This is a genomic window from Arthrobacter sp. 9V (assembly GCF_902506065.1).
GTDB lineage: Bacteria > Actinomycetota > Actinomycetes > Actinomycetales > Micrococcaceae > Arthrobacter.
Window position 1 is genome coordinate 321,166 of sequence record NZ_LR732912.1, and the last position, 19,893, is coordinate 341,058.

The window sequence follows — 19,893 nt, forward strand, 5'->3', positions numbered from 1 at the left end:
CGCCCCCGAGTTGGCACTTAACGCCAATGTTTCCCGCAAACATGGGCATCAAATGCCACTTCGGCGCTTGCTGAGCCCCACGTTCTTCCTCGGACTGGCCCTCGTGGTCATGTTCGCGGTCTACGTGCTCCTGGGCAGCTACACCGTGACCATCCCGGACTTCTTCACAATCGTGATCAACCACCTGACCGGCGGCGAGAAAATCCCCGGAGCCAGCTTCATCGTGATGGAGCACAAGTTGCCACGAGCGGTTGTGGGAACCATGATCGGGATCGCCTTCGGCCTGGCCGGCGCACTGTTCCAGACCATGCTGCGTAACCCGCTGGCCAGCCCGGACATCATCGGCATCAGCTACGGCGCCAGCGCGGCGGCCGTAACAGCAATCGTGATTTTCGGCGCTTCCGGCGCCGTGGTCTCCGGGGCAGCCCTGGGCGGCGCGCTCGGCGTCGCGGCCATTATTTACGCCATCTCCCGCGGTGGTTCCGGCGCGGGCGGAGGCAGCCGCGGCAACGCTGCAGGCAACCGCCTCATCCTTGCCGGCGTTGGCATCGCCGCTGCACTGCACGCAGTGGTCAACTTCCTCATGACCCGGGCGGACATCCGCACCGCAGCCGACGCCCTCATCTGGCTCAACGGCTCCCTGAACTCCTCCACCTGGGACCGGGCAGGCGTCCTCGCAGTCTCTCTGCTGGTCCTGATTCCCGCCGTTATTGCCCTCGCCGGCCCCTTGCGCATCCTCGAACTTGGCGATGACGCCGCTGCCGGCCTCGGGATCAGGGTCAACGCTGCCCGGCTGGGACTGGTGCTGACCGCCGTGGGACTTGCCGCTGTTGCCACCGCGGCCGCCGGCCCGGTAGCGTTTGTCGCTTTCCTCGCCGGACCGATCGCCCGCCGGATCGTCCGCAAACCCAGCCTCCCGGCGTCGGCCCTCACCGGTGCCCTGATTGTGTTGCTCGCAGACTTCTTCGCCTCCAACATCGCCCCCGTCATCCTGGACGGAACCGTCCTCCCCGTCGGCGTCATCACCGGCGCGCTCGGTGCACCCTTCCTGTTGTGGCTGCTGGTCACCTCGAACCGAAAGGAGGCCTGACATGGCCATCCTTAATGCCAAGGACCTCACCCTCCAGTACGAGGCACGCAAAGTGGTGGAGGGACTCACCACTGAGATCCCCGAGGGCAAAGTGACCATGATCGTGGGCGCCAACGCCTGCGGCAAGTCCACCCTCCTGCGCGGCTTGTCCCGACTCCTCAAGCCCGCCGGCGGCGCCGTCACCCTGGACGGCAAGGACATTCACAGCCGTCCTGCCCGCGAACTTGCGCGGACACTCGGCCTGCTCCCTCAGCACCCCACCGCCCCGGACGGCATCACCGTGCGCGATCTCGTAGGCCGCGGCCGCTACCCGCACCAGGGCTTCTTCCGCAGTTGGAGCGCAGCCGACGACGCCGCGGTGCAGCGCGCGCTTCACGCCACCGCCACGCTGGAACTCGCTGAGCGAAGCATCGACGAACTGTCCGGAGGTCAGCGTCAGCGCGTCTGGATCGCCATGGCCCTCGCGCAGGAAACCGATGTCCTGCTGCTCGATGAACCCACCACATACCTGGACCTAGCCCACCAAGTGGAAGTCCTGGACCTCATCACGGACCTCAACCGCAGCCGCGGCACCACAGTGGCAATTGTGCTCCACGACCTCAACCTTGCCGCCCGCTACGCCGACCATGTGATCGCCATGAAGGGCGGATGCATCGTGGCCGAAGGCCCGGCGCCCACCGTGGTCACCGAGGAACTTGTTTTCAACGTCTTCGGCCTGGAGTCCCGGGTGGTACCGGACCCCATCTCAGGCACCCCGCTGATCGTTCCCATCGGACGCCACCACGCACAGACCGCTTCCATCAACGAACTGGAGATCGCCTCATGAGTGCACAACCAACACAGGCAAAAGCAAGTGCCGCCGTGGAGCCCATGACCCTCGCCTTCGACGTCACTGTGACGGCCGTGCAGGAGCTCAGCCCCAACTTCCGTCGCATCACTTTCGGCGGCTACTCACTGCGCGATTTCGGCGTGGCAGGGGACACCTTGGACCTGCGCGTGAAGCTGATGATCCCGTCCTTCGACGCCTCCGGCAACGTTATTCCGCTGCCTCCTTTCAAGATGGAAGAAGCCGGCTGGTACCAGGAATGGTTGGCCATGGACCCTGCCGTCCGCGGTGATATGCGTACTTACACCGTCCGCTCCGAGCGTCTGGACGCCGTGTACCCGGAGATCGACATCGACTTCGTCATGCACTTCGACGACGCCGGCCACGGGGGACCCGCAGCAAACTGGGCCCTTGCTGCGAAGCCGGGCGACGCCATCACCATCATCGGCCCCAACAACCGCGCAGCCCAGTGCACCACAGCCGGGGCCTACGGCGGGATCGAATGGCGTCCGGGCCTGGCCCAGCGCGTCCTCCTGGCCGGCGACGAAACCGCCGTCCCCGCCATCAGTGCCATCCTCGAAAGCCTGCCTGCCGACATGACCGGCCACGCCTTCCTCGAAGTTCCCGAAGCCGGCGACTTCCAGGACATCTCCACGGCAGCGGACATTGAAATCACCTGGCTCGCCCGCGGTGCAGCCATTGGACGCTCCCGTCCGCACGGCGAGCTCCTCAAAGAAGCCGTGGCCAAGGCCATTCCCGTTCCGGGCTGGGTTGGCATCAAGGGCTCCGGAGCTGCCGGTCCCGAGCCGGAAGACGTCAACGTGGACCAGGACATCCTCTGGGAAACCCCGCAACGCATGGACACCGCAGCGATCGAAGCCACCAAAAACCCCACCCTGCCCGCAGGCGCCCTCCCGTTCTACGCATGGATCGCCGGCGAAGCGTTCGTGATCAAGGAAATGCGGCGGTACCTGGTGCGCGACGTAGGTATCGACCGGAAGCAAGTTGCGTTCATGGGCTACTGGCGACGAGGTAAAGCCGAGGGCTAATCCTTCTCCTTTAGTCCGCCGAAGCGGCAGTTTTGCCGTCGCTTAGACACAACCCATAGGTGGCGGTCCGGTCGCTAAGCGACCTCCGCGCCACGATGGGCCGCGATGCGCTCCTTTGCAAAACCGCCGCCGCGGCTCATGCGAGCGTCACCTTTCGACGCTCGCGCACTTCCCTCGGGTTTGAGGCCGACGCTCGCGCACTTCCCTCGGGTTTCCAGCCGACGCTCGCGCACTTCCCTCGTGCTTGAGGCCGATGCTCGCGCACTTCCCTCGTGCTTGAGGCCGATGCTCGCGCACATCCCTCGTGCTTGAGGCCGATGCTCGCGCACCTGCCGTTCCCTGAGTTCACTTTGGGTTGGGCCTTGTGTAACCGGGGGCGGGTAGAGTCGGGTGGGTGCGGGAGGACTTTGGGGACCGGAGGGATGTTCGACGGCGGTTTGTCGCGATCGGGGATTCCTTCACCGAAGGCGTAGGCGACCCCAGCAAGGTTCTGCCCAACGGGGTCCGTGGATGGGCGGACAGGGTTGCCGAGAAATTGGCCAAGGACCAGCCTGGTTGGGAGTACGCCAACCTGGCTGTGCGCAGCAAGAGGCTTCGGCACATCATCGATGAACAGCTCGAGCCCGCCCTTGCCATGGAGCCGACCCTCGTTACGCTCTACGCGGGCGGTAACGACATCCTCGATTTCGGTACCGACATGGACGCCCTCCTCACTGACTACGAGTTGCTCGTTGCGCGTCTGAGTGAAACCGGGGCCACCCTGGTCCTTTTCACCGGGTTTGACGTAAAAGTCTCTGCCGTCCTGGAGCCCTTCAAGAAGCGCAACACCCTCTATAACCAAAGGGTCCGCGAGCTCGCTGCCAAATATGGCGCAGTCCTGGTGGACTACTGGTGCTTCGACGCTTACAAGGACAAGAGGATGTGGGCCCCGGACCGGCTCCACATGTCCAAAGCGGGCCACAAGTATCTGGCGGCGCAGGTCCTCGACCACCTCAACGTCCCCCACAAAATTTCGCCCAAACAGTGGGATCCGCCGTCCCGCGTCACCCTCCGCGAATGGGAGCGACGGCAGCGCCGTTGGGTCAACGATTGGGTGGTTCCGTTGTTTGGCCGCAAACTCAGGGGCATCACGTTAGGCGATACGCTCAAACCCCGTTGGCCTCAACCCGTGAAGGTCCCGCGGAAAGGAGGTTTGAAAAAGCTCGTGGAGGACCCGGAAGCTGCCCGGTAAGGAAATGCGGGTGCCTGGTCCGGCAAAAGCATGGATACTTCAGCTGTCCAGCAGGTTCTCATAACCCTCGGCCACGCTGGTGGCAGTGAATTCGATGATCTCGAACTCGGCCACTCCATTAATGTAGAACGGGTCCTGGGCCAACGATGCATCCAGTGCTGCCCTGTCCACTTTGGAGAGCAGAACGCCACCCGTGGCTGGGACGCGACGTCCGGACGCAAGGAAAGTTCCGGCGTCGAACGCGTCCTTGAGCCAGGCCATATGGCCCGGGCGGTGGAAGTCCACAATTTCGTCGGGAACCTTATAGGTCAATGAGACGACAAACATGCCGCCAGCCTATCGTCTGAGCCGTGGCCGGGACCTAAAGAAGTAGCGAATTCTCATAAGATGTAGGCATGACTCAACCCCGCTGGCTGAACGCCGACGAACGCCGTGCCTGGCTGGCCCTGCTGAGCATCAACACCTTGCTCCCCTCGGCGTTGGACACCCAGCTTCAATCGGCCGGCAAACTGTCCTTGTTCGACTACAACGTGCTCGCGATGCTCTCCGAAACAGAGGGCCGATACCTGCCAATGAGTGAGCTCGCCGCGCGCACAAGTGCCTCCCTTTCGCGCCTTTCCCACGTTGTCACCAAGCTGCAGAAACGCGGCTGGGTGGAACGGCAAGCCCACCCCGGCGACGCCCGGGTGACCGTAGCGCACTTGACCGACGCCGGCATGTCCACCATTGTGTCCCTCGCCCCGGGACACGTGGAGTCCGTGCGGACGCTGATGCTCGATTCCCTCAGCCCCGACGACGTCGCGGATCTTGCCCGCATTGGCGAGAAGATCGTGGCCCGGCTGGACAACAATCACTGGATTCTCCGTGACTCGTAACCCGGTCCCCGGTTGCTTTGTGGCCTCGAGCGCTGAAGTGGCAGACTGACGGCATGGATTTTTCTGCCCGTTATGTTGCCTTGGGGGACTCGTTCACTGAGGGTGTTGGAGACGAGGACGCTACCCGTCCCAATGGTGTCCGCGGCTGGGCCGACGTCGTGGCCGGACAGCTCGCCCACAGCAACACGGACTTCGGCTACGCCAATTTGGCCATCCGTGGCCGGAAGCTTCGGCAGATCATGGCCGAGCAGGTTGATGCCGCCATCGCCATGAATCCAACCTTGGTGACGTTGTACGCAGGCGCGAACGACATCCTGCGGCCCAAGATCGATATCGACTCGCTTTTGGAAGAGTACGACGCCGGCATTGCCAAGTTAAGTGCCACCGGAGCCACCGTGGTCCTCTTTACTGGCTTTGACGCGAAGGGCTCCAAAGTTTTCAGTGCCATGCGAGGCCGCACTGCGATCTACAACGAACTGGTGCGCGAAATCGCCGAAAACCATGGCGCACTGCTGGTGGACTATTGGCGGTTTGATGAATATGACGATTGGCGTCTCTGGGGCGAGGACCGGATGCATATGTCCACCGCCGGCCACGTCAATATGGCAAAGCGGGTGCTCGATGTCCTTGAGCACGAACACGCGATCGAGGTGCCCGAGCTGGCGCCGGTACGGTTGGCCAACCGGGTGGAAACCCTGAAGGCCAATGCCCGGTGGGTGAAGGAATCCGCGGCTCCGTGGGTATCGCGCCGCCTGCGGGGAGTTTCTTCCGGCGACAGCCTCAGCCCCAAGTACCCGGAACTGATCCGGCCCCTGTAGCTTCCGGGCTGTAGCAAGCGGCTTCAAGCAGCGGCCCTGAATTCCGGCGTGGCCAACAGTGTGCCATCGGCATTAACTGCCAGCACTCCTACGCCCCACTTATCAACGGCCTGATCCAACGTCCGGGTGCCACCGGCCACGATTGCCGTCGCCAGAACGTCGGCTGTGACAATGTCCGCTGCCGCTACTGAGACTTGGACAAACTCGGCTCTTCTGCCGCCAACAGCCCAAATGTGTTCGCCCCGTTCCGCCGATCCCGAGGTTGCCAGGGCACTGAAGGATTCCAACGGGAACGCACTTAGTAGAGCCTGACGATCCAGCGGGTCCACCACGCCTGCGAGCCAGGGTTCACGCGTTGCCGGCACAGGCGATCCGCTCACCAGCACGTCCCCGCCCGCGTTCAAGCACCAGTCCCGCAGCCCGAGTGCGCCCAGCGACAACGACGCTTCCCGCACCGCATGGGCTTTCACGATTCCGGAGAGGTCCAACGTGCCGTCCGGACGCTCGGCGGTGAAGGCACCCTCTGTCGCCAACCGCCAGTCCGATGCCTCGATGTAAAGATCCTGCAGGGTCTCGGAGGCATACGCCAAGGCCAGCTCACCACACGCCAGCCTGCTCGCTTCCGAACCCCCACGGTAAAGGCTGAAAGTGACGTCCAAGTCCGCGAAGATTCCCTCAACAACCTCGACGGCGGACTCTAGTTCGTCAACCGCGGCATCCGCCCAGGTGGTGCTCGCCACCGTCAGGCTCACCACAGTGCCCATGCTGCGGAACGTCCGTGCGCGGAGGCGTTGTCCGTTAGAAGTTGGCTGCATCGAGGGCTGCCTGGAGAGAGGAGAGGTAGGCGTCACTGGTGACGGTGGCCCCGCCGATGGTTTGGACGTTGGCTGACTGGGCCTGGAGAACTTCGGACCTCAGCACCGGGGCTGCGCGGCTGCTGATCTGGGCTGACTTACGTTCAGCATCAGTGAGCTGCAACGCCGTGACCTCTGTGATCTTTCCGTCCTGGATGGTCACCTGCACTTGGACTGTACCGAAGCGGGTCTGGACGGACGCGCCGTCGTACGTTGCCGCCGTCGTGCTTCCGCTACTGGAGTTACCAGCACTGGCGGAACTACCGGAACTGCTGCCGCCGGAGCTGGAGCTGTTGCTGCCGCCGGCAACTGATCCGCCGGCAGCTGATCCGCCGGTTGTGGCGCTGCTGCTGAGGCTGGTGGTGGTTGCTGTGCCGGTTTCGGCGATGTGTGCTCCCGACTGCCAGCCCGCCAGCAGAATGCCTACTGATGCCACCGCGGTTGCCAATGCTGCCCTTGTTCTCACCAGTCAAACCTTTCGTAGTGGAGTTGTCCTGCAGGTACCCCAGCTGCCTGGACGTCCCGGATCACGGAGGCGGCCCACGCGGACGGGCCGCAAATGTAGACGTCGGCATCTGCGATGCCTGGAGCGTAGGAGCTGACGGTGAACCCGGCCTGAACTGCCTCGCGGGGAAGCCACGCAAGGTTTCCGGAGGACCGAGGACCTGTCAGATGGAAGAGGGTGACGCCCCGCGCCTGGCAAAGGGCCATGATTTCCTGCCCGAGGAAGATCTCGGACTCGTTGTGACCGCGCAGGAGGACCGTGGCGTTGCCGGGCTCGAAGGGGGTCGATTCGAGCAGTGACCGCAGAGGAGTGATACCGATGCCTGCGCCAATCATCACCACGCTGTTACGGGACCTGGCGGCTGTACTGAACAATCCGTACGGCCCTTCAATGGCTACTTTGGTCCCGGGCCTGATATGGGCCAGGCGTGCCGAGCCGTCACCCAGATTCCGCACGGTGATCCGCAGTTTCCCCCGGCCTGGTGCCGTGGCTGCAACCGGTTCAGCGGAAAGGCTGAAGGGATGGGCATGCCACCATTGGCCGGGTGCCAGGAACCTCCAGATGAAGAACCTGCCTCCACTGCCGGCCAGCCGTTCCAGGTGGAGCCCGGTCATCTCGATGCTGAACACGTCCGGTGCCACCCGAACCACACGACTGACGGTGAGTCGGTGCCGAAAGCTCGCCGCGACAGGCAGGCACACCCTATAAAAAAGGAGCGCCGCACCCGTTCCCACGCAGAGCACCAGCCAATACCAACGCTGCCAGGTACCTTCCGCGAAGAGCCCGCCCACGCTGAACTGATGGGGAATGGCCGTTCCCACAGCGGCGTAGGTCATCAGGTGTACCGCGTACCAGAATTCGTACGGAAACTTACGGCGGACCGCAACCAGCGACGAAACCACCACGGCAACGAACAACGCCATGGACACGAAAGCCAGCCACATGTCCGGAACGTTGGTCCACAGCGAAACCGACTCACTGACGGGGTCCAAACCCTCCGCGGCACCATAGCCGATTGCAATCAGGACGCCGTGGGCCAGGAGTAAGTAAAGCGCCGGCTTGCCCAGTTTCTTATGGATTTCCAGCGCACGGTCATGGCCAATGGCGTTGTCAACCAACGTAATGCGTGCCGCCAGCAACAGCATCAGCAGCACAAGGTCCATGCCCACCAAGCCAGCCACTATCCCCAAAGCCGTCATGGTGCCGGCGAATGAGGAAAACCCGGCGGAACCGCCGTCGGCCAGCCACAATGCCACGGCCGCAACAGGTGACAACCACGCGAAGAAGCCCAGAACGTCGGCCCGGACCAGCCGCCGTCGTGCTTGCGGACGGAAGCGTTCGACGCCGGATGGCCGCTTGGGTGCCGCCCGCGCCGGACTGCTTTTCACCGGAGTATCAGGATTCATCAACGAGGTCATGACTCAAGACTCGCCAAGCTTCCTTTCGTTCTGCTGTGAAAGAGCTTTCGAGGGCGTATGATGCCGGATTGGTCTTAATTTGGCCTGACCCGTAGAATAGTTAGGCGCTAGGTAGTGCGGTTCGTGTGCAATTGCTCCGGTTGGTGGTGACTGTCAGTTTTACTGACGTCCCGGTGGCCGGTAGTTAGGGGCTCAAGTTGCGTGCATTCCTGTATTCGCCCGGTATCCCAGGATCTGTTCCAGTGATTTTCACTGCCCGGTCCTGAGGCCAACCTTCTTCGCCGCAGTTGCTGCGGAAACTACCGAAATGGTTTGGACCCGGATGCGGACGCTGCCTGTCGCACGGCAACGCAGGAACATCTGCACGCCGTTACATTCAATCTTTGGAGGAGAGTCATGGCAGCACACTGCCAAGTGACCGGAGCCGAGCCGGGCTTTGGACACAGCATTTCGCACTCGCACCGTCGCAACAAGCGTCGGTTCGATCCGAACATTCAGAAGAAGCGCTACTGGGTTCCGTCCCTGCGCCGTAACGTCACGCTGACCCTGTCAGCCCGTGGCATCAAGACAATCGACGTACGCGGCATCGACTCAGTCGTTGCTGACATCCTGGCACGAGGAGTAAAGCTCTAATGGCAAAGGACAAGGACGTACGTCCGATCATCAAGCTGAAGTCCACTGCGGGCACCGGATACACCTACGTAACCCGTAAGAACCGTCGTAACGATCCTGACCGTCTGGTCTTGAAGAAGTACGACCCCAAGATCCGCCAGCACGTCGAATTCCGAGAGGAGCGCTAAACACATGGCAAAGAAGTCAAAGATTGCTCGCAACGAGCAGCGCAAGGTCATTGTTGAGCGTTACGCTGCAAAGCGTCTCGAGCTGAAGAAGACCCTGGTTGACCCCAACGCGACTGACGAAGCACGCGAAGCTGCACGCCTCGGCCTGCAGAAGCTGCCCCGCAACGCCTCCCCGATCCGTCTGCGTAACCGCGACCAGATCGACGGCCGTCCCCGCGGCACGCTCCAGAAGTTCGGTATCTCCCGTGTTCGCTTCCGCGACATGGCGCACCGTGGTGAGCTCCCGGGCATCACCAAGTCTTCCTGGTAATCACGAAGCTCTGAAAGGGCCGGCAACCGTTATGGTTGCCGGCCCTTTTTGTGTTTTAACGTGATTGCTGGGCCGGCGATAATCCCGGCCTGATGCGGGTGGCTGTGGTGGGGCGGCGGTCATCCTCGGCGCGCTCGGTCGTTCCTCCTTTGGACGCGCGCTGCCGGATGACCGCCGCCCCTTCCGATGCTCGCTCACATCCCTCGGGTTTCAACTCGACGCTCGTGCAGGTCCCTCGGGTTTGGGCTGGACGCTCGTGCAGGTCCCTCGGGTTTGGGCTGGACGCTCGTGCAGGTCCCTCGGGTTTGAGTGAATGTTCGACGGCGGTAGCTGGCTCGGAGTCTTAGCGCGGACATGGAAGGTCTTTTCTTATGTGACGGGCTTCACTGGCGTTGTTTTCGCGGCCTTTTGGCTGGTTTGAGTCTTTACTTGTGCCTTTTGGCCCGGACTGGCGGGGTTTTTGGATGGTGTTGGGGTCGATTTGTGCCCGGGCTTGGGGGCGTGTAATGTCTTCTGAGTCGCCGCGAGTGAGACAGCCTGGAGCTGAGAACCGCGGAGGCCAACCCCCTTGATAACAGCCTGAAAATGGCACGCTTCTGAGCGTGCCTGCGTCGGGTGGGGCCGAAATCTCGATCGGAAATCGCGGAAACGCTGATTTGCAAAGATCTGGTTGTTCGGGTAAGTTTGAAAAGTTGCTCCGGAGCGATCCTGCCTCTTGTTGGGGGTTGGTGGTGCCGGGTGTGTCTGTTGTTTGAGAACTCAATAGTGTGCCAAGTTTGTTGATACCGATTGTTTTATCAATTGGTTGAAATTATGGCCAGTACTGTCATGCACCCCCGTGTGTGGTGGTCTGGTTTTCAGCTGGTTTCGATGGGTTGATAGGCCGGATGTGGAAGCGAGGACTAAAGACTCGTGAAGCTGACCGGTACTAATAGGCCAACAACTTACACCACACAACACACTGCACGCGTCCACTATGTGGTTCCCGAACAACAACCAGAAATGTTCACGGGAACCAACAACTACATAACAACACCACAGTTGTAACAGTCTTCCCACCCCACGGCCACAAACCGTAGGGACGGGTAACAGAGTTACGGCGGTCATAGCGTGGGGGAAACGCCCGGTCCCATTCCGAACCCGGAAGCTAAGACCCACAGCGCCGATGGTACTGCACCCGGGAGGGTGTGGGAGAGTAGGACACCGCCGGACAACCATTAAAACGGGAAGCCCCGACCACACGGTCGGGGCTCCCCGCATTTAACAACCAAACCGCCGAGTCAGCGCCAGAACTCCCTGAGTGGATCGGCCAGTTCCCTGCCCTGATCGAAACCTGCCTGGGCAGCTGCCGGCCGTAACGAGAGATCCATCGCATTGGTGCCGAACAGGTGCTCGGCTTCGCTGTCCGGGAAGATCGTCTCAACCCGGCTGCCACTGCGACGCAACTCATCTACTTGCGCCTTCAGATGCATGCCCCACTCCGCCGGCGTCCTGGTCCTGCCCCCAAAAGGTGACAGCACCAGCACTCGGCTGTACCCGGCCGCGAGGTCGGCATTATCGGCGTTGGTCCGGTAGCCGCCGTCGATATAGTGATGGCTACCTACGGCGTATGCAAAGCCACTTGCACAGCTGGCTGCCACAGCGTCCACCAGCTCCACTCCGCTGCTGCGGTCGAGAACCACCGGTTCACCGGTGCGAGCATTAACCGCGGTGAGGAGCACCAGCCGTTCCGGCCACTCCTGTTGCGGCAGCCGTGCTGCGACGGTGGCGCGCCATCGTTCGCTGGCGCCTTCCATTGCTGCGGCCATGTCCATTGCTGCAGCACCCATGCGGCGTCGCATATCGGCCATGTCCGTAGAGGCCTTCAAAATGTTGCCGGTTCGTTCCATATGGTCGGTCACAGTGCGGGCTCCGTTGTGTCCGCCCGAGTTCCTGGCAGGAGCGGCTCGGCGGGAATCCACCCCGGCGGGTTTCTGCGGGACGGCGGCAAGTACGGCATCCAAGAGCTCGGCGGGGGTTGCCCCCGCCAACTGAGCCGCCGCCGTCGAGCCGGCGGACGTGCCAACGGTGAGATCGGCAGCTGTCACGTCCAAGCCGGCGTCGAAAAGGCCGGCGACGACGCCGATCAGCCACGCATTGCCTGTTGACCCGCCGCCGCCGAGGATCAACGCCCGCTGGCCGGTGGGCACCCTGTGTGAGGCGTCAATGGCTGGTTGGGGCTGAAGATCCGACAGGTTGGAACCGGGCCGTGTAGATGGCCCGGTGAAGTGTGAAGAAGATGGTGTGTTGTTCATGGGAGTCGCCTTTCGCGAATTGCCTGTTTGGCGCTCCCGGTGGCGGCTAACTCAGCCGCGGGATCGTGGACAGGGGAGCGCCCACTGTTGTTACTGCGTTCATGGGACTCACCTCCTGTGGAAAAATCACGATCATCGGAAAGCTATCACTCCCTCGAATCGTGCGCAATGCCACGGGGCGTACACCGGTAGAGTCCAGGGATGATTCTCACGCGAAACCTTGCATCAGCGGGCGGTGACGCCACCCCGTTCCTCGTGCGCCCACTGGAACATTCGGATGCGTCCGCCCTGGCTGCTGCTTATGGTCGGAACCGTGAGCACTTGGCACCGTGGGAGCCGGCCCGGCCTGACGAGTTCTTCACCACAGCAGGTCAGGCGGCAGTGATCCAAGGCAAGCTGAACCTTTACGAACAGAGCATGGAGGTGCCTTGGGTTTTAGCCGCAACGCACGGAATTATCGGGATGATCACGCTCTCCGGAATTGTCCGCGGGCCCTTCTTGAACGCCAACCTCGGTTATTGGGTGGATGAGTCATGCACAGGCAAGGGCATCGCTTCAGGTGCGTGGCCGCCGTCGTCGATATGGCCACTCACGCACTCGGCCTCCATCGGATTCAGGCTGCCACGCTAGTCCACAACGCGGCCTCCCAAACCGTCTTGAAACGATCCGGCTTCGAGAGGATAGGCGTAGCTCCGTCCTATCTTCAGATAGCGGGGGAGTGGCAGGACCATGTGTTGTTCCAGCGCATACTCTTCTAGAAGCGTGCTCTCCCGGAAGCGGCGAGGGATGGTCATAGGTGTGGCCCTTATGCACTCTGCCAACGCCGAAGGGTACGCCAAGGGCGTAAAGCACTCCTAAAAACCCCGAAAATCCGGTGATTTTGGTCAAAAAGGCGCGGAAACACGCGGAATTTGCTGGCCATGCCAGTCCAAGCTGGTAAGTTTTCGAACAGTGGCTTGCTCGCATTCCGCTTGAAAGCTCAAAAACGTATGAGTCCAGGAGGACGTAAATGGCTAAGAACCGTAGTGAACTCGTTGCAGAGGTAGCAGGCAAGGCTGGCACCAGCCAGGCAGCAGTCAACTCCGTGCTCGATGCACTGTTCGAAGTTTTCGAGACTTCTGTCGCCGCTGGCGAAAAGATCACCATCCCGGGCTGGCTCGCAGTTGAGCGCACCGACCGTGCAGCTCGCACCGGCCGCAACCCGCAGACCGGCGAAACCATCCAGATCGCAGCCGGCCACAGCGTCAAGCTGACCGCTGGCTCCAAGCTGAAGGCTGCTGTCGCCAAGAAGAAGTAATTACTCTTCGGCGAACGCCTTGAAGGGACGGCAACCTGCTGGTTGCCGTCCCTTTTGTTAGTTAATGCACATAGCGCCTCTTTCGATTCGCAGCCCGGCGGCAGGTAGCGGACAATGGATAAGTGCCATCAGCAAGAAGCTCCGCTACTGCCCCTTCGCCTGTTCCCAAACCGGGAGCACGGGGAGGCACTACAGTCGCGGGCATTTCCTTGCCGTGGCAGCTGGCCGGTTTGGCGGTGCTGTTCCTCGCACTCGCAGCGGCCCTCATCTTTTCCGGGGCCTCAGCCGCTCGGCAGGTGTCGGACCCCGGCGAACTGGTCCGGTGGGGCCTTCCCATCGCCAAGGCCATCCACAACGTGTCGGTGGCAACGGTGGTTGGCGGCCTGATCTTTGCCGTCGGAATCCTGCCCAAGAACATCGGCAGCTCCCGGTCCCGCGAAAAGGACATTGACGCGCCGGAACATCCGGCCTTCGCCCGGGCCCTGGCCGTTGCAGCAGCCGCCGGCGCAGCATGGACTTTGTCCGCCGTCGCGGTCCTCGTACTGACATACGCAGATGTCGCAGGGCAGGGGCTCTCCGGAGACGCGGAGTTCACGCGCTCCTTGGTGTACTTCATGACGGACATCGAGACCGGCAAGGCCTGGCTCGCGGTCACCATCATTGCTGCCGTCGTCACTACAGCGCTGTTCGGTGTCCGGTCCCTGACGGGCCTGGCATTCACGCTCCTGTTGGCTCTCATCGGCCTGATTCCCACCGCTTTGATCGGGCACTCCTCCAGTTCAAGCGATCATGAGGGGGCCATTAATTCCCTGGGCCTCCACTTGGTGGGTGTGTCAACGTGGGTAGGCGGCATCATCATGCTGGCGGTACTCTCCGGCATTCTCACGGGTTCCAGGAGCAAGGGAACACCGGATATCACAGAGCAGACCCTGCGCCGCTTCTCAGCGCTTGCCGGGTTCGCCTTTGTCCTGGTGTTCGCGTCCGGTGTCATCAACGCCGCCATCCGCGTGACAAATCCCGCGGACCTTTTCGGCTCGGCGTATGGCCAGCTCATTCTTGCCAAGTCCTTGGCCACCCTGGTCCTGGGCGGTATCGGCTTCATGCACCGCCAGTGGGTTATCCCGCAGCTGGGCAAGAACGGTTCCATGTCTGCCCGCCGAGTGCTGTGGCAACTCGTTTTGGTGGAGCTTCTGGTGATGGGCGCGACGTCGGGACTCGCCGTTGCGCTCGGACGCTCGGCACCGCCGCAGCCCACCACCTACGCGCCCGATGCTTCGCCGTCGTTCATCCTCTCCGGCTACGAACTCCCACCTGAGCTCACCCCGGAACGCTGGCTGACTGAATGGCGCTTTGACTGGCTGTGGGTGGGTGTTGCGCTGTTCGGTGCTATCTCCTACATCCTTGGCATCATCAAGGTCCGTAAGCGTGGCGACAAGTGGTCTTGGTTCAGGACGGTGAACTGGCTGATCGGGCTGGTGGTGCTCACTTACATCACGTCCGGTCCCCCCGCCGTTTACGGACGCGTGTTGTTCTCTGCCCACATGGTGGACCACATGGCACTGACCATGGTGGCTCCCATCTTCCTGGTCCTTGGATCCCCCGTGACCCTTGCGTTGCGGGCCTTGCCAGCCCGGGGTGAGGGCGCTCACGGGTCCAGGGGCCTGCGTGAGTGGCTGTTGCTGTTTGTGCACTCAAAGTTCTCGCAGCTTGTGACGCACCCGTTGTTCGCCGCTGCCAACTTCGCGGGCTCGATCGTCCTGTTCTACTACTCGGACCTGTTCAGCCTGGCAATGCGCGAGCATGTGGGCCATGAGCTCATGAACGTGCACTTCCTGCTGACCGGTTACATCTTTGTGCTGAGCATGATCGGCAGCGATCCTCTTCCACGCCGCGCCCCCTACCCCATGCGGCTGCTTCTCCTGCTGGCCACCATGGGCTTCCACGCATTCTTTGGTGTGGCCATCATGGGTGGCACCGGGCTGTTGGCTGCCGACTACTTCGGAAACCTGGGCAGGGCCTGGGGTCCGTCGGCCATTGGAGACCAGCAACTGGGTGGTGCGGTGGCATGGGGCATCGGCGAGGTCCCCACGCTGCTGGTGGCAATCGGCGTGGCAGTGATGTGGTCCCGCTCGGATGAACGGGAAACCCGCAGGGTGGACCGGGCAGCCGACAGGAATAACGACGCCGATCTCAGTGCTTACAACGATATGTTTGCCCGGCTCGCTGACCGCGATGCCAAGATGACTCATCGGACTGCCCAAGCAACCAGGACGCCCCAGGCTTCCGGAACGTCCCAGGCGGAGCGCAGCAACAACGAGCGCACCACAACAGACTCCGCCGGGCAGGCCGAACCGAACACCAAGCTGGAAGGACGCTGATGAGCGAAACCGTACGTACCCAACACCGGGTCCGGGCCTCCGAACTGGAGGGCCGCGGCTGGCTCAACACGGGCGGGAAATCCCTGGACCTCGAGTCCCTGCGCGGCAAGATCGTGCTGCTGGATTTCTGGACCTTCTGCTGCATCAACTGCCTGCACGTGCTGGACGAACTCCGGCCGCTCGAGGAAAAGTACTCGGACGTCCTGGTGACGGTTGGCGTGCATTCGCCCAAGTTCGAACACGAGGCGGATCCCGTTGCACTGGCATCAGCCGTTGAACGCTACGAAATCCACCATCCGGTCCTGGATGATCCCGAGCTGGCAACGTGGAAGGCGTACACCGCCCGGGCCTGGCCCACTCTGGTGGTCATCGATCCCGAGGGCTACATCGTGGCCCACCTCTCCGGCGAGGGCCACGCAGGCGGCCTAGGCGTCCTTCTGGAGGAACTCGTAGCCGAGCACGAGGCGAAGGGGACCCTCCACCGCGGTAACGGACCTTACGTGGCTCCCGAGCCGACGTCGGGCACTTTGCGTTTCCCAGGAAAGGCCACCCAGCTCCCCAACGGCAACTACCTGGTAGTGGATTCCGGCCATCACCGGCTGGTGGAACTCCGCCCCGATCTTGAAACCGTTGAGCGCATCATCGGCTCGGGCACCAAGGGTTTCCTGGATGGGCAGTCCGAGATCGCCCAATTCAACGAACCGCAGGGCGTGACTCTTCTCCCGTCAGACGTGGCATGGAAGCTTGGCTACGACGCCGTGGTTGCCGATACCGTCAACCACCGCCTGCGTGGCGTGACCTTGAGCTCCGGCTATGTACAGACTCTCGCTGGGAACGGTGTTCAGCGGCTGCTCGACGCCGGCCCCGCCCGAGTCACGGACAGTGGCGCCGGAACGTGGTCCGAACATCACGACGGCGGCCCGGCTGACTTCGCTGCCGACGCGATCGATGTTGGTGCGTTGGGTCTCGGTACCGAGGTTTCCCTTTCCTCGCCGTGGGATGTGGTGTGGAGTGAAAAGCTGCAGCGCGTAGTCATTGCCATGGCGGGAACCCACCAGATCTTCGCCTTCGACCCCTTGGCCAATGAGGTTTCCATCCTCGCCGGTTCCGCTCTTGAAGGCCTGCTGGACGGCAAAGCGGAGGAGGCCTGGTTCGCTCAGTCGTCCGGTCTGGCCATTGATGGTGAAGACAACATTTGGGTGGCTGACTCGGAAACGTCGTCCTTGCGTCGGTTGGTGGTGGGCGATTCCGGCGTGACCGTGGAAACCGCTGTTGGCAAGGGCCTGTTCGATTTCGGGTTCCGCGATGGCGGAGCTGACGAAGCCCGCCTGCAACATCCCTTGGGCGTGACGGTCTTGCCGGATAATTCAGTGGCCATCGCAGACACTTACAACGGTGCCGTGCGCCGCTATGACCCCGCCACCAAGTCGGTATCCACCTTGGCGAGGGGCCTCGCGGAGCCGAGTGACGTCGTCGTGGTTCAGGTGGAAGACAGCGATCCTCTGCTGGTTGTGGTGGAGTCCAACAAACACCAACTGGTTCTGGTGCCGATCCCCAAAGAAGCCCAGCAGGTGGACGAGGGCGCATCGCAGACGCACCGTCCAAAGAGCCCGGTGACCCCTGGCACTTTGGAACTCGCAGTCCGGTTCAAAGCACCTACCGGCCAGAAGCTGGACGACCGTTGGGGTGACCCCACGCAGCTGAAGATTTCATCCACCCCGCCGGAACTTCTGGTCTCCGGTGGCGGCACCTCGGTAGGCTTGCTGCGCACCCTTGAACTCTCGGCTGATGTTCCTGAGGGCATCCTGCACATCACGGCCCGGGCGGCCGCATGCGATGGTCCCGAGACTGAAGACGGCGAAATCCCGGACCACGCTGCCTGCCACCTCTACCAGCAGGATTGGGGCATTCCCGTAATCCTGCAGGCTGACGGCGAATCCGAGTTGGTGCTGGATCTGCGCGGCATGGACTAAGCCTCACTCGTTGGAATGGCCCGGGTTTGACCTCTCAGGAGGTTGCCCGGGCCATTTTTATGCCGTGGGTGACGTCAAAAGTGGGCCGGTCCGTGTCTATGCGTTATCCACATAGCTCACTTCGGCCCTGCCGCCCCCGCAGCTGAAACTGCAGGCTGGAGGTATGGAACCCGAGGACGCCTTACGACGCTTGGGCGGCGCGGCTCGACGACCTGCACTGGCTCGCCTCGGTGTCAGCGACGCCGCGCTGCGGCGTAGCGTGCGTGGGGGAGTCGTTCAGCCCGCGCGAGGCGTGTACGCGTTGGACGGTGCCAACACCTCACATATCGAGTTGATCAGGAACCGGCAGTTACTGACGTGCATCAGTGCGGCCAGCTTCCATAACCTTTGGGTGTTGGACGGGGGTGGTCCGTTGCACGTTCATCAGGCCAGAAACGGGGAGGGCCCGGGTGTCCATCACGGTGGTCTGCTGTTGCCTGCCCACCCGTACCGACCGGTCGCCTCCTTGGCCGATGCGCTGATCCATGCTTTGCGGTGCCGGCCTTGGGCCGAGGCCTTGGTGATGGTGGAGTGCGCCGTTGGCAGGGGCGACACGACTGTGGAGTTTCTGCTGCGGCACCTTGAGGGCAAGAGGAATGGCAAGGCCCGGGCTGTTCTTGGGTGGGTGGATCGCGGAGCGGAATCGCTGTTGGAGACATTGGCCAGAACGCATTTTCGGCGGGCGGGGATCAATGCACAAACGCAGTTTTACCTTGATGGCGTGGGGTATGTGGATCTCATCCTGGAGGGCTGGTTGCTGGTGGAGCTTGATGGTCGACACCACTCTGAGTGGACGCAGGTCAAGAAGGACCATCGTCGAGGCAATATCTCGGCGGTGAAGGGCTACACGGTGCTCCGCTACTACTACGCCGATGTAGTCCATAATCCTGAGGCGATGGTTCGGGAAGTCTTGGCCGTGTTGGCACGGGGGAAACCGGTCACAGCGCCGTCACGCTGAGCAAGTTTCTGGGTATACCGGAGAGGCGAAACCCCGGGAATCCAAGGAACTCGGACGCCGACCCGGCTAAAAAGTTGCTTGGCGTGACGCGGCGGACGCGGGAAGGGGAGGGACTCAGAAGGTCAGCATCGGGGTGACAGTCACGGTGTCTGCGCCCACGTCCAACTGGGTGGTGAAGCTGAAATCGTGCTCCACGTTGAGGTCGTTGACGAAGCCGGTGAAGAGGTTGATCTCCCGGGCGGTAAGCGTGGCCTTGCCGTTGAGCGGGGCCACTACCCACTTGCCGCCGAACGGCTCAATGGTGATTTTGGGGTACTCGGTGATGGCCCATTTGATGGTTCCGTCCACCACGCGCGCATTGCTGGCGTGATAGAACGGGCAATCGGGTTGCAGGCGCTGTTGCTCGGTGGCTTGGGCGGCACACGTGTCCAGGAACTCCCGGACCTTGCCCGCGACCGCTTCATTCATGGCCTTGGTGGACCGTGTCTGCAAGTTCAAGGGCGCCTGGCCGCCGTCGCGCGTTGAAACAAGGGCCGATGCAGGCGGGGCCTCGAAGTAGGTGCCGTTCAGACTTGCCTCGTACTTGCCGGGGAAGAACACGGCAAAGTTGTTGCGGCCGTTGGGCATGTTCACGGGTACGCCGTTGAGTGTTGCCTCGCTGGCGTTGACCACGGTGACTTCTATGGTGGGAAGCGTGGTGGGGACGAAAGCCCATTTGGCGAAGAACAGCCACTGGGTCCCGGTCCGTTCCAGCAGGAATTCGGTGTGGAGACGGCTGCCGTCAAGGGTGTAGTTCACCGGCACGGCAACGCGATTGCTGCCCCTGGTTTCCGGGTTTCCCACCTTGATGTCAGATATCTTGGAGGCTGCTGTTTGCAGCGCTGTGCCGTCCAGCATGGCCGCGTTGGCGCTGGGGACTTTGGCGCGAAGCAAACCCAGAGCTTGTTCGCCTTCGCCGTGCTGCAAGGCTGCCAAATACTCCTTGACAGGCTGTTGCGGACTGGCCACTGAAGAGCTCACAAGGTTGATGCAGACAATGGCTCCGGCGGCAGCAAGCATCAGACCGAGCAGCCATCCGGCTGCGGTCTTGACGAACGCTTGACTCAACTGCACGCCCTTTACGTTACCTGCCACGGCGGCCAACACCGTGCAGGAAGACGTCCGGACGACTTATATCC

The 19,893-nt window shown here is 62.3% G+C and carries 20 protein-coding genes, 1 rRNA gene and 1 pseudogene; 16 read left to right on the forward strand and 6 right to left on the reverse strand.

The window, feature by feature from the left end; all coding sequences use genetic code 11:
• Positions 1–52 precede the first annotated feature (52 nt).
• From BACI9J_RS01540 to BACI9J_RS01555, 4 genes are all read left to right on the forward strand, one after another.
• Positions 53–1,090, forward strand: a complete 1,038-nt coding sequence (locus BACI9J_RS01540) for a FecCD family ABC transporter permease (RefSeq protein ID WP_236558824.1) — start codon at positions 53–55, stop codon at positions 1,088–1,090.
• A 1-nt stretch (position 1,091) separates the two neighbouring features.
• Positions 1,092–1,916: an ABC transporter ATP-binding protein gene (locus BACI9J_RS01545; protein WP_159732755.1), complete on the forward strand. Its 825-nt coding sequence runs from the start codon at positions 1,092–1,094 to the stop codon at positions 1,914–1,916.
• Positions 1,913–2,965, forward strand: coding sequence for a siderophore-interacting protein (locus tag BACI9J_RS01550; RefSeq protein ID WP_159732758.1), 1,053 nt, complete (start codon positions 1,913–1,915; stop codon positions 2,963–2,965). The genes BACI9J_RS01545 and BACI9J_RS01550 overlap by 4 nt, the downstream gene beginning before the upstream one ends.
• Before the next feature lie 394 nt (positions 2,966–3,359).
• Positions 3,360–4,196 carry an SGNH/GDSL hydrolase family protein gene (locus BACI9J_RS01555; RefSeq protein WP_159732761.1) on the forward strand — a complete coding sequence of 279 codons (837 nt, stop codon included), beginning with the start codon at positions 3,360–3,362 and terminating at the stop codon, positions 4,194–4,196.
• 39 nt (positions 4,197–4,235) lie between these two features.
• Here BACI9J_RS01555 and BACI9J_RS01560 read toward each other — a convergent pair whose 3' ends face one another.
• Positions 4,236–4,523, reverse strand: a complete 288-nt coding sequence (locus BACI9J_RS01560; RefSeq protein ID WP_159732764.1) for a YciI family protein — start codon at positions 4,521–4,523, stop codon at positions 4,236–4,238.
• Between the two features lie 68 nt (positions 4,524–4,591).
• Here BACI9J_RS01560 and BACI9J_RS01565 point away from each other — a divergent pair, with 68 nt between their 5' ends.
• Positions 4,592–5,071, forward strand: coding sequence for a MarR family winged helix-turn-helix transcriptional regulator (locus BACI9J_RS01565; RefSeq protein ID WP_017198795.1), 480 nt, complete (start codon positions 4,592–4,594; stop codon positions 5,069–5,071).
• Positions 5,072–5,124: 53 nt separating this feature from the next.
• A complete protein-coding gene (locus tag BACI9J_RS01570; protein ID WP_159732766.1) occupies positions 5,125–5,889 on the forward strand; it encodes an SGNH/GDSL hydrolase family protein in 765 nt (254 codons plus the stop codon).
• Positions 5,890–5,912: 23 nt separating this feature from the next.
• Here BACI9J_RS01570 and BACI9J_RS01575 read toward each other — a convergent pair whose 3' ends face one another.
• From BACI9J_RS01575 to BACI9J_RS01585, 3 genes are read right to left on the reverse strand one after another with little or no spacing between them, the layout of a single operon-like run.
• Entirely contained in the window at positions 5,913–6,704 is a 792-nt protein-coding gene (locus BACI9J_RS01575; protein ID WP_159732785.1) for an FAD:protein FMN transferase, read from the reverse strand.
• The gene (locus BACI9J_RS01580) at positions 6,688–7,209 is read right to left on the reverse strand and encodes an FMN-binding protein (RefSeq protein WP_201296475.1); all 522 of its coding nucleotides are present in this window, start codon (positions 7,207–7,209) and stop codon (positions 6,688–6,690) included. Before BACI9J_RS01580 ends, BACI9J_RS01575 begins: the two co-directional genes overlap by 17 nt.
• On the reverse strand, positions 7,206–8,666 hold the full coding sequence (locus BACI9J_RS01585; protein ID WP_159732788.1) for a ferredoxin reductase family protein: 1,461 nt from the start codon (positions 8,664–8,666) through the stop codon (positions 7,206–7,208). Before BACI9J_RS01585 ends, BACI9J_RS01580 begins: the two co-directional genes overlap by 4 nt.
• A 396-nt stretch (positions 8,667–9,062) precedes the next feature.
• Here BACI9J_RS01585 and rpmB point away from each other — a divergent pair, with 396 nt between their 5' ends.
• From rpmB to rrf, 4 genes are all read left to right on the forward strand, one after another.
• Positions 9,063–9,299 (forward strand): 50S ribosomal protein L28, encoded by a 237-nt coding sequence (rpmB, locus tag BACI9J_RS01590; RefSeq protein ID WP_011776361.1) that lies wholly within the window; start codon positions 9,063–9,065, stop codon positions 9,297–9,299.
• Positions 9,299–9,466 (forward strand): 50S ribosomal protein L33, encoded by a 168-nt coding sequence (gene rpmG, locus BACI9J_RS01595; protein ID WP_003798558.1) that lies wholly within the window; start codon positions 9,299–9,301, stop codon positions 9,464–9,466. The genes rpmB and rpmG overlap by 1 nt, the downstream gene beginning before the upstream one ends.
• 4 nt (positions 9,467–9,470) lie before the next feature.
• Positions 9,471–9,776 (forward strand): 30S ribosomal protein S14, encoded by a 306-nt coding sequence (rpsN, locus tag BACI9J_RS01600; protein WP_011776360.1) that lies wholly within the window; start codon positions 9,471–9,473, stop codon positions 9,774–9,776.
• A gap of 1,095 nt (positions 9,777–10,871) precedes the next feature.
• Positions 10,872–10,988: ribosomal RNA gene (rrf, locus tag BACI9J_RS01605) — 5S ribosomal RNA — on the forward strand.
• A gap of 68 nt (positions 10,989–11,056) precedes the next feature.
• On the opposite strand, the gene BACI9J_RS01610 is transcribed toward rrf, so the two are convergent.
• A complete protein-coding gene (locus tag BACI9J_RS01610; RefSeq protein WP_159732790.1) occupies positions 11,057–12,070 on the reverse strand; it encodes a patatin-like phospholipase family protein in 1,014 nt (337 codons plus the stop codon).
• A 201-nt stretch (positions 12,071–12,271) separates the two neighbouring features.
• Between BACI9J_RS01610 and BACI9J_RS01615 the strand changes: the two are divergent.
• The 6 genes and pseudogenes from BACI9J_RS01615 to BACI9J_RS01635 all read left to right on the forward strand — a co-directional run.
• Positions 12,272–12,687: pseudogene (locus tag BACI9J_RS01615) on the forward strand (GNAT family N-acetyltransferase); the annotation flags it as partial.
• Complete coding sequence (locus BACI9J_RS24720) at positions 12,682–12,828, forward strand: hypothetical protein (protein ID WP_442858654.1); 147 nt, start codon at positions 12,682–12,684, stop codon at positions 12,826–12,828. The pseudogene BACI9J_RS01615 and the gene BACI9J_RS24720, both read left to right, overlap by 6 nt.
• A 251-nt stretch (positions 12,829–13,079) precedes the next feature.
• Positions 13,080–13,367: an HU family DNA-binding protein gene (locus BACI9J_RS01620; protein ID WP_011776355.1), complete on the forward strand. Its 288-nt coding sequence runs from the start codon at positions 13,080–13,082 to the stop codon at positions 13,365–13,367.
• Positions 13,368–13,489: 122 nt separating this feature from the next.
• Positions 13,490–15,745 carry a cytochrome c oxidase assembly protein gene (locus BACI9J_RS01625; protein WP_442858625.1) on the forward strand — a complete coding sequence of 752 codons (2,256 nt, stop codon included), beginning with the start codon at positions 13,490–13,492 and terminating at the stop codon, positions 15,743–15,745.
• A complete protein-coding gene (locus tag BACI9J_RS01630) occupies positions 15,745–17,718 on the forward strand; it encodes an NHL domain-containing thioredoxin family protein (protein WP_159732792.1) in 1,974 nt (657 codons plus the stop codon). Before BACI9J_RS01625 ends, BACI9J_RS01630 begins: the two co-directional genes overlap by 1 nt.
• A gap of 163 nt (positions 17,719–17,881) precedes the next feature.
• Positions 17,882–18,715, forward strand: coding sequence for a DUF559 domain-containing protein (locus tag BACI9J_RS01635; RefSeq protein WP_159732794.1), 834 nt, complete (start codon positions 17,882–17,884; stop codon positions 18,713–18,715).
• A 114-nt stretch (positions 18,716–18,829) separates the two neighbouring features.
• On the opposite strand, the gene BACI9J_RS01640 is transcribed toward BACI9J_RS01635, so the two are convergent.
• On the reverse strand, positions 18,830–19,858 hold the full coding sequence (locus BACI9J_RS01640) for a hypothetical protein (RefSeq protein ID WP_159736310.1): 1,029 nt from the start codon (positions 19,856–19,858) through the stop codon (positions 18,830–18,832).
• Between the last annotated feature and the right edge of the window lie 35 nt (positions 19,859–19,893).